Annotated in this window: 12 protein-coding genes; 5 read left to right on the top strand and 7 right to left on the bottom strand. The window is 36.3% G+C overall.

The features are described 5' to 3' along the window. Positions 1-127: 127 nt before the first annotated feature. Positions 128-685 (bottom strand): hypothetical protein, encoded by a 558-nt coding sequence (locus IKS50_RS05385; protein ID WP_292846558.1) that lies wholly within the window; start codon positions 683-685, stop codon positions 128-130. A 177-nt stretch (positions 686-862) separates the two neighbouring features. Between IKS50_RS05385 and IKS50_RS05390 the strand changes: the two genes are divergently transcribed. Continuing rightward, a complete protein-coding gene (locus IKS50_RS05390; RefSeq protein WP_292846561.1) occupies positions 863-2,641 on the top strand; it encodes a ribosome biogenesis/translation initiation ATPase RLI in 1,779 nt (592 codons plus the stop codon). Positions 2,642-3,509: 868 nt separating this feature from the next. Here IKS50_RS05390 and IKS50_RS05395 read toward each other — a convergent pair. Genes IKS50_RS05395 through radB form a run of 4 tightly spaced genes read right to left on the bottom strand, consistent with a single transcriptional unit; the run spans position 3,510 to position 6,553 of the window. Continuing rightward, entirely contained in the window at positions 3,510-3,887 is a 378-nt protein-coding gene (locus IKS50_RS05395) for a putative zinc-binding protein (RefSeq protein WP_292846564.1), read from the bottom strand. Next, positions 3,884-4,603, bottom strand: coding sequence for a 4Fe-4S binding protein (locus tag IKS50_RS05400; protein WP_292846567.1), 720 nt, complete (start codon positions 4,601-4,603; stop codon positions 3,884-3,886). The genes IKS50_RS05395 and IKS50_RS05400 overlap by 4 nt, the downstream gene beginning before the upstream one ends. Before the next feature lie 10 nt (positions 4,604-4,613). Further along, positions 4,614-5,789: a pyridoxal phosphate-dependent aminotransferase gene (locus IKS50_RS05405; protein WP_292846570.1), complete on the bottom strand. Its 1,176-nt coding sequence runs from the start codon at positions 5,787-5,789 to the stop codon at positions 4,614-4,616. Positions 5,790-5,848: 59 nt separating this feature from the next. Beyond that, positions 5,849-6,553, bottom strand: a complete 705-nt coding sequence (radB, locus tag IKS50_RS05410) for a DNA repair and recombination protein RadB (protein WP_292846573.1) — start codon at positions 6,551-6,553, stop codon at positions 5,849-5,851. Between the two features lie 217 nt (positions 6,554-6,770). Between radB and IKS50_RS05415 the strand changes: the two genes are divergently transcribed. After that, entirely contained in the window at positions 6,771-7,706 is a 936-nt protein-coding gene (locus tag IKS50_RS05415; RefSeq protein WP_292846576.1) for a hypothetical protein, read from the top strand. 4 nt (positions 7,707-7,710) lie between these two features. Here the strand turns inward: IKS50_RS05415 and IKS50_RS05420 are convergent, their stop codons facing one another. Continuing rightward, positions 7,711-8,292, bottom strand: a complete 582-nt coding sequence (locus IKS50_RS05420) for an L-threonylcarbamoyladenylate synthase (protein ID WP_292846579.1) — start codon at positions 8,290-8,292, stop codon at positions 7,711-7,713. 36 nt (positions 8,293-8,328) lie between these two features. Here IKS50_RS05420 and pgsA point away from each other — a divergent pair, with 36 nt between their 5' ends. Genes pgsA through IKS50_RS05435 form a run of 3 tightly spaced genes read left to right on the top strand, consistent with a single transcriptional unit; the run spans position 8,329 to position 9,388 of the window. After that, entirely contained in the window at positions 8,329-8,895 is a 567-nt protein-coding gene (gene pgsA / locus IKS50_RS05425) for an archaetidylinositol phosphate synthase (RefSeq protein WP_292846582.1), read from the top strand. Continuing rightward, positions 8,892-9,134 (top strand): DUF357 domain-containing protein, encoded by a 243-nt coding sequence (locus IKS50_RS05430; protein WP_292846585.1) that lies wholly within the window; start codon positions 8,892-8,894, stop codon positions 9,132-9,134. The genes pgsA and IKS50_RS05430 overlap by 4 nt, the downstream gene beginning before the upstream one ends. Positions 9,135-9,145: 11 nt before the next feature. Then, entirely contained in the window at positions 9,146-9,388 is a 243-nt protein-coding gene (locus IKS50_RS05435) for a DUF3781 domain-containing protein (protein ID WP_292846588.1), read from the top strand. Between the two features lie 171 nt (positions 9,389-9,559). On the opposite strand, the gene IKS50_RS05440 is transcribed toward IKS50_RS05435, so the two are convergent. Next, positions 9,560-12,008: DUF11 domain-containing protein (locus tag IKS50_RS05440; protein ID WP_292846591.1), on the bottom strand; the 2,449-nt coding region annotated here is incomplete at its 5' end.

Genomic DNA, 12,008 nt, shown 5'->3' on the forward strand with positions numbered 1-12,008 from the left:
AAATAAAAAAAGCATGGAAAACATTAATATCAGTTTTCCAATCCGCCATGGAGATGCAAAAAATGCCTCCAGTATAATGCTTCTAAATATTTGATTGTTGGGATTGGTCCCAACAAACATTGCCTTACTATAATTTAAAGTACACAAACACAATAGCTAGAATAACTATTATAACTGCAATAATTTGTAGCAATAAGTAGAAATTGAAACTAGGACCTTCGTCTTCAGGAAGATCTGTAAGATTTGTAGTATTTGTGACATTTTTTGTAATATTAGTAGTATTGGCTAAATCGTCAGTCGCATCAGTTGAGTAATCAGCTGAACTGTAAGTTGGTTGGGAAGTAGTGTAAGAATAAGAACCTTGGCTACTGTAACTAGGAGTATTTGAACTACTCTGACTGTTAGAGTCCTGACTTGCCTGATTACCTGAATCCTGACTGCCCTGATTGCCCGAATCCTGACTGCCCTGATTACCTGAATCCTGACTGCCCTGATTACCTGAATCCTGACTACCTTGATTACCTGAATCTGAACTGCCTTGATCGCCTGAATCGGAAGCGTCTGAAGAAGAACCGTCTCCAGAATCTGAACTACCTTCCTGAGCAGCATCCGCAAATGCCACACCACAGGCAGACATTAATATTACTAATGCCAAAAGCACACTAAGAATTTTTTTAATATCCATTTAACCACCTATATCTTCAATATAAAATTGACTTATATATTAATAATTTTTAATTCATCATATTAAAACTTTTATTAAATTATGCGATAAACAATCCCGACAAATCCAAAATTTTACAATAATTTAATTAAATAGAATCAACAAAATAATTTACATTATATTTATAAGGAGATTATAATGAGTCGTATTTCAATTTTAGACAAAGACAGATGTCAACCTAAAAAATGTGATTATCTTTGTATTCATTACTGTCCGGGCGTTAGAATGGATGAGGACACCATAGTAATTGATGAAGATTCCAAAAAACCTTTGATATCTGAAGAATTATGTGAAGGGTGCGGTATCTGTACTAACCGTTGCCCATTTGATGCTATTACAATTATTAACTTGCCTGAAGCCGCAGGCGAACCTATTCATAGATTTGGACAGAACCAATTTGAACTGTTCGGATTGCCGACCCTAGAAGAGGGAACCGTTTTGGGGCTTTTGGGTCCGAACGGTATCGGTAAATCCACAATCATGAATATCCTGTCAGGAAGTCTGATTCCGAACTTCGGAGACTATGAAAACAAGCCTGAAAACTGGGATGCCGTGATTGACTTTTACAGAGGGTCATCCCTGCAAAAATACTTCCAGGATTTGTCCGAAGGCAATATCAAAACAATATTGAAGCCACAGATGGTTGATAAGCTTCCGAAAGTTGTAAAAGGCAAAGTGATAGACCTGCTCAGCAATGTTGATGAAAGGAACAAGCTTGAATATGTAACAGAAGAACTGCAGCTTGAAAATGTTCTTGAAAGAAAAATGGAAAACCTGAGTGGAGGGGAGCTTCAAAGAGTTGCAATAGCTGCAACAGTCTTAAGAGAAGGCGACTTCTACTACTTCGACGAACCGACATCATGGCTGGACGTGTCTCAAAGATTAAATGCCGTTAAAGTTATTCGCTCTTTGGCGGATGAGGGCAAAAGCGTGCTTGTCATTGAACACGACCTTGCAACTTTAGATGCATTATCAGACAATATCCATATTTTATACGGATCCCCTGGAGGATATGGTGTAGTGTCCGGCAAAAAGGGCGTTCGTTTAGGGATTAATGCATATATCAATGGATTTCTTGCAGAAGAAAATGTTAGAATTAGAAGAAATCCTATAGAATTTACAATAAGGCCACCGACTCCTGAGGATGAAGGGGATGCGCTAGCTTCATATACCGACCTTGCAAAAGATTATGACGGATTCAGTTTAACTGCCGATGCCGGCGAAATCTTTTACGATGAGATTGTGACCGCATTCGGATCAAACGGTATAGGTAAAACCACCTTTGCAAAAATCCTGGCAGGTGTTGAAGAGCCGACAAGCGGGGAAGTTGATGAAGAAGTTACAATAGCTTATAAGCCGCAATATATCGTTTCCAATTTTGAAGGAACCGTCAGCGATTTCCTGTTCATGAACGCTCCAAGTTACGGCAGCAAAATCTTTGAAAGTGAAATTATGAAACCTCTGACATTAGATGAAATGTTGGATAAGCCGGTTAAAGGCTTGAGTGGCGGTGAACTCCAGAGATTAGCAATAGCTGCAACTTTATCAAAAGATGCTGAAATATACCTTTTCGACGAACCGACAGCATTTTTAGATGTTGAACAGAGACTAATAGCTGCAAGGGTTATTCGTAAGATGATTGAAAGTAGAAATGCCGCTTCACTTATTGTAGACCACGATATCGTATTCATTGACTACATCTCCGACAGAGCCATGGTATTTGACGGAACTCCGGGTTTAAACGGCCACGCATCAAAGCCGACCGACCTTAGAAATGCAATGAATGAGTTTTTAGGAAACTTAAACATTACATTTAGAAGAGATAAAGAAACAAAAAGACCGAGAGTAAACAAACTCAACAGTTTCAAAGATCGTGAACAAAAAGAAAAAGGAGAATACTATTATCTGTCAGATTAGATATCTCCTAAATTTCCATCACCAAAAAAAAATAGTTATTAAAGCGAGAGAGGAGCTTTAATAACATCCAATCAAAATAATTCAAATATTAGACGAGAAGTGAATTATTTATATGCAAATGACTGATAATGTAAAAAAAAACTTATTTTTAACATAATATAGAAAGATAGAGTGTAAATAGCTGAGATAGCTATTTACGGGTTATATGCATTTATAATTGAGGTTTAGCATATTTAATTATCGATAATTAAAGAGACTAATTATGATAATTAATTATTTGTCAGTAGTAATAACATATATAAAGATTGCGAAAGTAATACTTCTCAATTTAGAAAAAAACGTCAATATTCCTAACTGAATTAAATTATATTAAATCTGACAATGTCTTTAAATCAGTGCAGTTGAAAATAATAGTAAAAATAAGATTGGATAAGTTTAAACCGGAATTACTATTATAACTGACAATATAACCATCAAAATAAAAATCCTTTTAATTGCAAATTATCAAAATAAAAGCTAAAAAAATTAGTTTGATATATAATTAAACAAATATTATGCTTTAATTTAATAAAAAAATGTCACATCTTTAATTAAATTAAAAATAAAAATTACTGAGGATTTTTTTGGAAACAAATAATAATCGGAAATTATTTTTTAACAATGGGAAAGGATTTATTTAACATAAATATGTCGCGTAAATCAATTATATCATAAAAAAAGAGAAATAATTGAGAAAATTAAAAAACAAACTAGTTTTAACATTAATTAGAAAAAATAATTGAAGAAATGATTATGTAATACTTTTTTATAAAATAATACTACGACAATTATGATTAAATAAAAAATAAGTATTACTGAAAGATGAAAATCATATATTTTCAAGCTCTTTAACAATATATTTTTTCAAAATTGTCACCGCTTTTTCCCCATCTTCGTCTAAGCGAACAGCATCCAAAGGGTTTAAACCGTAGGTTTTAACAACAGCATCGGCAGAAATATTTTTAACAGCCTCTACATCCTTTTCGTTTAAAATCACACCTGCGCAATCATCCCCGCAACCTGTTATTGTAACAATTTTTGCATCATCCAAAATTGGTGAACAGTTATTGGGCTGGGCAGAATACTCAGTAATGCATGCTGCAACAATGTTTTCGTTTTCCAATGCCAATTCCACACTAGCGGCCCTTACAACCAGGCCCAATGGACTTAATCCACTGCAAGACACTAAAGCTATTTTATCACTCATTTTTTCACCATTCTCTCATATCTTTTTTTAACTTTGTCATAACCTCGTTTGTAAAAAGGACAGAACAATATGCATTGGCTGCAGCCTTCCCTATGGGCAGTGCAAGCCTTTCTTATGAATTTCCCGTCGACGTCAAAAGCATTTTCAGGGCACCTGTCGATGCAAACTCCGCAAGTTGAACAGTAATCCTTAACCCATAACATCTCATTTTCGCTTTTGAAGGGCAAATTTTCAATTGATGTTTCAATCATGAACAATCCTAGGTTCAGGCCTTCTTTAAACATGCACATGTTGCTTCCGGTTATTATTGCATCATTTGACTGCATTGCAATTGCCCTAAGGCTTACCCGGTCATCGAGAGGATTTAATAAGTCTGCTCTAAATCCGTTTTCCCTTAAAATATCTGCAAGCGCAAATGTCTTTTGGCCGAATTCCTGAAATTCCGCATCTTCAAGAATGCATTTTTCCTTGGAAGGCTCCATCCTTAAGATATCATCGGACATAAAGTATTTCAGAATAATTATATTGTCCCAATCAATATTCCATTCTCTTTTAAACTCCTCGCTCAGTTTGGAATAGCTTATTCCCGCAAATTGCGAAGCTATTGCGATATCTCTGAATTCATCAAGCAACTCGTCAGAAATATGATTATCCGGATTTCTGGGGTTATCTATATTGTAAAAATTAGGAACAGGTTGATGATATATGAATCTCATATCATTAACCTTATTTTGTCCTTAAAGCTTCAACAGCTTTAGGGAATTCTTCACAGAATACTTTGATTTCTTCTGTTGGAATTGAAAAGCTGATACGCAAGTACCTGTCTCCGAATTCTTCAGAAGTGTATTCCCCTTCTCTTGTAAATAATTTTTTATCAATTAGGTAATTTGACATTACTTTCGGATTGATTCCGGCGCCGGACAGGTCTATTACCATCATGTTTGCATCAGACGGATAAACCGGCAGGAACACCCCTTCAATAGGTTCAATCATTTCATTGATCAGTCTCTGGTTTTCAAAGCAGGTTTCCCTCATGTCTTCAAACCATTCCTGTTTTGATTTGAGGCCTGCGATTGCACCATACTGTGAAATAATGTTTACTCCCAAGTCGTTGATTACAGCATTCTTGATGGCATCGATGATAGGTTTTGAGGAAAGCACCCCTCCGATTCTTAAACCTGCCATTCCGAATATTTTGGAAAAGCTGTAGATTGTTAATGTCTGGCCGGGAGCGTAATTTTCAACGAGGAAATGTTCGCGTGCGAAATCTTTGTAGGTTATGTCATGCAATAAGTATAAGTCATTTTCTTTGGCAATTTCTGCAAATTCCTTCAATTCATCTTCAGTGTATGAAGAACCTAATGGATTTAAAGGATCAATCAATATCACCATACGGGTATTCTCATCCATGTTTTTCCTTAAAAGATCAGGAGTCAACTTATAATTGTTTTCTTCAAAATAGATTGGAACATACCTTACTTCGCCGGCAAAACGATTTGCAAAGTCCCCTATGATGAAATAACCCGGATCGGATAAGACCACATTGTCTTCAGGTTCTAAAAGAGCTTGCATAACCAAATATAAGGATTCTGTTGCACCTGAAGTTAGCAACACTTCTATGTCGTCGAATCCCAAGTCATCTAAGATTAATTGTTTAAGTTCGCTGAATCCTTCAGGGGCAGGGTATTTACAGTAAGTTTTCAATTTAATGGCTTCAATCATAGCGTCGGCTATGGTATCATCATGCAAATGGTTGGTATTCTGGCCCATCCATATCATGTCTTCGTCCATGTACATGTCTTCAAAAAAGTCATTTGCACAATCGTATCCTTCAGGAGGTACTCTTTCGGTTTTGTGAAACTTCTTTTTTGGCTTTTTAATATCGTAATCCTTTTCCCTCATAATATCACTTAAACAAATTCCAGCTTAATTATTTATTTTTAATTGTTAATAAAATTATCTTAAATTATTCCATTTGAAGTTATTGAAAAAGTAACTTGCCTTCCTTCCGGCAAGCTCCTATGGCGTTTTAAAGTGGCAACCCTTTGATTTACCTCTTCGCCACGCTCCAATTGGATTATTACTTTACTTATATATGACAATATATCCCCGCCAACTGCTCTAACTTCATTGCCTCCATCGTCGTCAAAAGCGGCGTAAATCTGATTTGTTATTATTACCGCGATATCATACTTGCGTGCGATGTTGGACAATAGCTGAATCTGCTTTCTCAGCTCTTTACTCAACTTATATGATTTCATATCATCCACTCTGTAAAGTGCAACAGCCGAATCAAGGATAATCAGGTCAACTTCCTCATGATGTTTTCTAAGCCAAACATCAATTGACCTTAAATTTTCACTTTGCTGTAAAAAATCAGTCGGTTCCAAAACCATTATGTTGTTAGCCACATTTGAAAAATCAGGTCCTGAAATTTGCTTGATTCTATCGATTGAAATTCCGCCCTCGGTATCTATATAGATTACTTTTCTATTGTTTTTAGCAACATTGACTGCCAATGTCAGTGCCACATTACTTTTGCCTGAGCTGGGAGACCCGAACAATTGAGTTACGCATCCTTTTTCAAAACCTCCCTCCAACAGGTCATCAAGTGATGAATTTGATGGGATCTTATGATTGTCTTCAAAATTAGCTAACACTTTCATGATAAATTATTGATTTTTATATGATATAAAAATTTTTAATTGCTATCAAAAACAAAGCGGAACGGGTTAAAACAGGGAAAATACCCTCCGGATTTTTGCATTTCCATTATTTCCATATGAACCTTTTTGTTGTCCTTGTGGTGAGTTAACGGTTACTTAAACTTTATATATGTCCTCTTACAACGAGTTTAATACCAACTTTTAAGAGGTGAATACATTGAAAAGAACATTATTTACAATTTTAATCTTATTGATTGCAGTAACGTCGTGCCTGAATTTTGCAAGTGCGCAAAATGAAACGGAAATGATGCTGGCTGATAGCGAAGAAGAAATTGAAAGCAGAATTGATGAAGAAGTAAAATCATCCGAAAACGGACACGTCAACATCAGATTTGATGATGACTACAACGGATACTGCATCAATTACGGAAGTCATGAAGCAGCTGCCGGCGACACTTTTACAGTGAAAAATACGTCCTATGCGGTTAACCGATACAGTGGAGAGGATGTCGGAAATTGCCTGAAGGTATATTTTGTCGATTATTATGAAAATGCGATGAAAGACGATATTGTAACCCAGCATACCATTTGGCATTTCACAGATGACTTCAACGGTTGGAGGCTGGATTATGACCTGATTGAAAACATTAAAAATACGGCTTTGACAAAAACAATCCCCGACCACGGAGCTGTTAGGCAAATCAACAATACTACCGAAGCGGTCTTTGACTTTGAGGTATTGTCTTCCGGCAGAAGCGATTATCAAAATTTCTTTGGATACAAAATTACCTACAGAGATATCACCAATGATGATAAAAGCAACCTTGAAAACACATCATTGGATAATTCCAGTGCCAACAATCTTTCAAACGAAAATCTGACAGTGCAGGAATCTAACTCCACCAATGAAAGTGGGGAAAGCAAATCTGACAACTTAACCTATGAGAACGAATCCGATCAAATGACCAATGCAAGCGGAAATGGCCTTGCTAAACTAAATCAGACCGAAGACAAGAAAAATTCTACAGGTAAAGATAATCATGAAGAAAGCATGAGATTATCTAAACACACAACAGGAAAAAGAAGTATCGGAATACTGCTGCTGTTAATTTTATTAACAGTTATGGCAATCAAATTTATTTACAGAGATTAATCCTTTAATCTCTTACTACTTTTGGTTTTAAACCTGTCAAATCGATGACGGATGATGATTTTGTTGATTTTAACTCGCCTACATCAATCACCAAATCAACTTCGCGGCCAAGCTGTTCTATAATCTCCTGAGGATTTGACAATATTTCATCATCGGATAAATTGGCGCTGGTTGTTGTGATTGGAAAAACACTTGCTAATCTGCAGGCCAGTTCATTATCCGGAACTCTGACCCCGACATTGCGCAATCCACCGGTGATGTGTCTTGAGACTATTTCCCGCTTATTTAAAATAAATGTGTAAGGACCAGGCAAACAGTTGTTGATGATTTCCTTCTGGGAGGTGGACAGCTTTGCAACCAGGTTAATTGACTCGACATCGCTGACAAGTATGGAAAGAGGCTTCAGATAACTTCTGTTTTTTATTTCGAATATTCTCTTGACTGCCCTGTTATCGAAAATATTCGCCCCCAAACCATACACCGTATCGGTAGGGTACAATACGATTCCTCCATCTGCCAGGACATTAATTGCCTGTGAAACGATGTCTTCATCAACCTTATCAATGCTTGTTTTTAATACTTTCATTCACCTTTATATTAGATGAAATCTTTATATATAATTATGCTTCAAAGTCTAAGACCCCTTTTAACAAAAATATTAAACCCGCTCGCTCGAAATTTAAACATAAATCCGAATATAGTGACAATCGTCTCGCCATTTGTCGCTGTGCTTGCAGCTTATGGATTTGCGAATCATGACCTGATTTTGGGGTGCGTGGCAATATTGTTTTCAGGGTTTTTAGATGTTCTTGACGGTGCCGTTGCCAGATATCATGGCAGATCATCCCGATTTGGGGCGTTTCTTGATTCAACAATGGATCGTTTTGCAGATGCGATAATCTATATTGGAATAATCTTTGGAGGATATTGCGACTGGTTTGTCGGAATCCTGGCAATTCACTCAGCGATTACCGTAAGCTATGTCAGGGCAAGGGCTGAATCCCAGGGTGCAGAATGCAATATCGGAATAGCCGAAAGGGCCGTCCGCATGATTATCCTAATGATTGGTGCGATTATCGGCTATCTTTTGGGAGACATCTACTTTACCTATATTATTTATATCCTGGTTATCCTATCCTACTTTACCGTTGGACAGAGAATCATGTACGTTAGGAGGCAATTGAAATGACTGAACTTGAGAGTCCGGAAAAAATAGCAAAGGACATTGCAAAACTTGAGAGAAACCTGAACCAGGTGGCCCACATCGAGTTTGTCGGCAAGGAAAAAGAGGTTTACGACAGGGCCATTGATTACTGGAACGATTCCAAATATTATCTTGAAAAGGGAGATATGAGGACTGCATTCGGCTGCATTGAATACAGCCATGGGTTGTTGGATGCGTTAAGAATGATTCATGGAATAATATGAGGAATGTTAAAATGAAAGAAGTTTTGCTTGAAAACATTGACAGGATTCACACCACCGAAATGGGCGTTGGAAGAATACAGAAAAATTTGGGAATAACAGACGAACCCGTGAGCTATTGCATTTCCAAGCTTAAACAGGAAAACTCCACCGTCGCCAAAGAGGGCAAGAACTATTACGTTGACGTTGACGACTGCATAATAACCATTAATTCAAGCAGCTTCACAATTATCACCGCCCACAAAAAAAGAAATTGAAATCAGCCATCCTATTGACTTTTTTTCATATCCAAGAATGAGATATTTTAGATATTTGTCTAAAAAAATGATTCTGATTAAATTTGCGTAAAAAATTGATTTAAAAAAATAAAAAAAAAGAAAAAAGGTGTTAACTAGTTAAATTAAACTAGTTAACGAAGTGTTTTTGACTTATTCTTCCCTATTTCTTGACCAAAAACAGCCAAAAATACCCATAATAGCAATCACAAGGTATACTATTGGGTTTCCGGTTGGGTGCATTGTCGGAGGAGTTTCAGGTTCGCCAGGTTCGGTAACGTTGATTGTTTCATTATCATAATTATTTGATAAATCCATATCAGTTTCGTTACAGGTTACGTTTACCTCATTGGTAATTAAACCTGCCTTGGTCACTTTGCAGAATATATCCAAAATGACTGTTTCACCTTTGCCCAATTCTCCAACAGTCCACATACCAGTTTTTTGATCAAATGTTCCTTTAGTTGCACTGTAACTAATAAATTTACAATTTAGAGGTAAAGTATCGAATGCAACAACGTCATGAGCAACGCTAGGACCTTTGTTTGTAATCTTAATGATCCAGTGCATTTTCTCATTTACGCTGTAAACCTTGTTTTCTGCTGATTTGTCAACTACTAAATCAACGATAGGTTTAGCGTAGGTTGTATTGTTCGCTTTATTATTGGAATAATCAGTTTCAGTAGTTTTGGTACTTACGACAACAGGGTTAGTGATGTAACCATCATCAGTAACCTTAGTCACAAGGGTTAAAACCTCGGTTGAACCTTTTCCTAATACTGAAATACTCCATTTACCTGTTTTTGAGTTAAATGTTCCTTTAGTTACTTTGTAAGATACAACTTTTAAAGATTTAGGTAATTTATCAATAACAACAACACCTTTAGCATCACTTGGTCCGTTATTTGAAACAATAATTTTCCAAGTTACTTTATCACCAACATAAACTACACTATCGCTAACAAGTTTACTTATTGATACGTCACAAATCGGTTTAACAACAGTAGTGTTGTTAGCAATATTGTTTGTTTTATTACTGTCTGGTGTAGAAGAGTTAACTGTTACAATGTTTGTTATAGCACCTACAGTCAAGACCTGAGTCACTAAAACAAGAGAAACCGGATTATTCACATTGACTTCTCCAATATCCCACATCTTAGCACTTTTATCAAAACTGCCCGCAGATGAAGCCGCAGTAATTACCTTCATACCAGCTGGGAAAATATCTCTTACCACAACATCCACAGCAGTGCTTGGGCCATAATTAACAACAGTGATAGTCCATTCAACCAAATCATTAATAAATACACTGGAAGCATTTACAGACTTACTGATTGCCAAATCGCAAATCGGTTTAACATCTGTAGTATTGTTTGCCTCATTATTAGTTTTATTAGTCTCATTAGTAGTTGTGTTTACTACTACGATGTTTGTCAGATTACCTAATAGTTCTGCTTTGGTAACCAATTCAAGGGATATAGGTGAATTTGCTTTTAAATCACCGATATTCCAGATAATGGTGTTACCATCAACAGTACAAACCCTGGAAGTGCTCATAAGTTTAAGCCCTTCAGGTAAAGTATCATTAACAATTACATTACGAGCAATACTAGGACCATTATTTACAACAGTGATAGTCCATTTAACCAAATCGTTTAAGAATACGCTTGTAGCATTAACTTTTTTGCTAATTTCTAAGTCGCAAATAGGATCAACAGTAATATTGACAGTACTGTTTTTAACTGTTCTGTTTTCATCACATGTCACGTTAGCAGTGTTATTTAAATTACCTTCCAATAAAGCAATGGCGGTAATTGTGAACACATAAGATTTGCCTACAACCATCAATGGAATAGTTACGGTATTGGTTTTGATGTCATAACCTTCATCATAGGCAACTATTCTGAACTGTCCAGGCACCACATCGGTAATTACTACATTGGTAGCGTTACATGGGCCTTCGTTAGTTACATTAATGGTAAAGATAACTGATTCGTTGACAAATATTCTTTCATGATCAGCAGTCTTGTTAATGGTTAAATTAACAACCGGTAACACTTCAACAGTTGCGTTATCCTCTATAACAGTCTTGTTCTCGTTACAGGTTACATTAGCGATGTTAGTCCAATTACCAGCAGTTAAAGCAATTGCTGTAATAGTGAACGCATAAGATGCGCCAGCAGCCAACTTAGGAATGACTAAAACATTATTCTTATAGTTGGAATCGCTAGAACCGGTTACATTGAACTGTTTAGGAACAACATCCTTAATGGTAACGTTTGTAGCGTTGGAAGGACCGTTATTGGTAACGTTGATAGTGAATGTTACAGTATCATCAACGTAAACAACTGAATTGTCAGCAACTTTGCTAATAGTCAAGTTAACCCTAGGATCAACACGAATTACAACTGTATCGTTTTTAACAGTTCTGTTTTCGTTACATGTTACGTTAGCGGTGTTATTTAATGTACCGTTTACCAAAGCAACTGCAGTAATAGTGAAGGAATAATATTGTCCTACAACCATTAACGGAATAACGACTGTATTGGTTTTATTATCGTAACCTTCATCATATGCGATTACTTTGAACTCTTTAGGCACA

The sequence above is a fragment of the Methanobrevibacter sp. genome (genome assembly GCF_017539065.1).
GTDB lineage: Archaea > Methanobacteriota > Methanobacteria > Methanobacteriales > Methanobacteriaceae > Methanocatella.

Bases quoted from the DNA above. Each gene is read 5' to 3' on its own strand.
- IKS50_RS05405 (WP_292846570.1), bottom strand. From the start codon at position 5,789: ATGAGGGAAAAGGATTACGATATTAAAAAGCCAAAAAAGAAGTTTCAC.
- IKS50_RS05420 (WP_292846579.1), bottom strand. From the start codon at position 8,292: ATGAAAGTATTAAAAACAAGCATTGATAAGGTTGATGAAGACATCGTT.
- pgsA (WP_292846582.1), top strand. From the start codon at position 8,329: ATGCTTCAAAGTCTAAGACCCCTTTTAACAAAAATATTAAACCCGCTC.
- IKS50_RS05400 (WP_292846567.1), bottom strand. From the start codon at position 4,603: ATGAGATTCATATATCATCAACCTGTTCCTAATTTTTACAATATAGAT.
- radB (WP_292846573.1), bottom strand. From the start codon at position 6,553: ATGAAAGTGTTAGCTAATTTTGAAGACAATCATAAGATCCCATCAAAT.
- IKS50_RS05435 (WP_292846588.1), top strand. From the start codon at position 9,146: ATGAAAGAAGTTTTGCTTGAAAACATTGACAGGATTCACACCACCGAA.
- IKS50_RS05430 (WP_292846585.1), top strand. From the start codon at position 8,892: ATGACTGAACTTGAGAGTCCGGAAAAAATAGCAAAGGACATTGCAAAA.
- IKS50_RS05385 (WP_292846558.1), bottom strand. From the start codon at position 685: ATGGATATTAAAAAAATTCTTAGTGTGCTTTTGGCATTAGTAATATTA.
- IKS50_RS05390 (WP_292846561.1), top strand. From the start codon at position 863: ATGAGTCGTATTTCAATTTTAGACAAAGACAGATGTCAACCTAAAAAA.
- IKS50_RS05395 (WP_292846564.1), bottom strand. From the start codon at position 3,887: ATGAGTGATAAAATAGCTTTAGTGTCTTGCAGTGGATTAAGTCCATTG.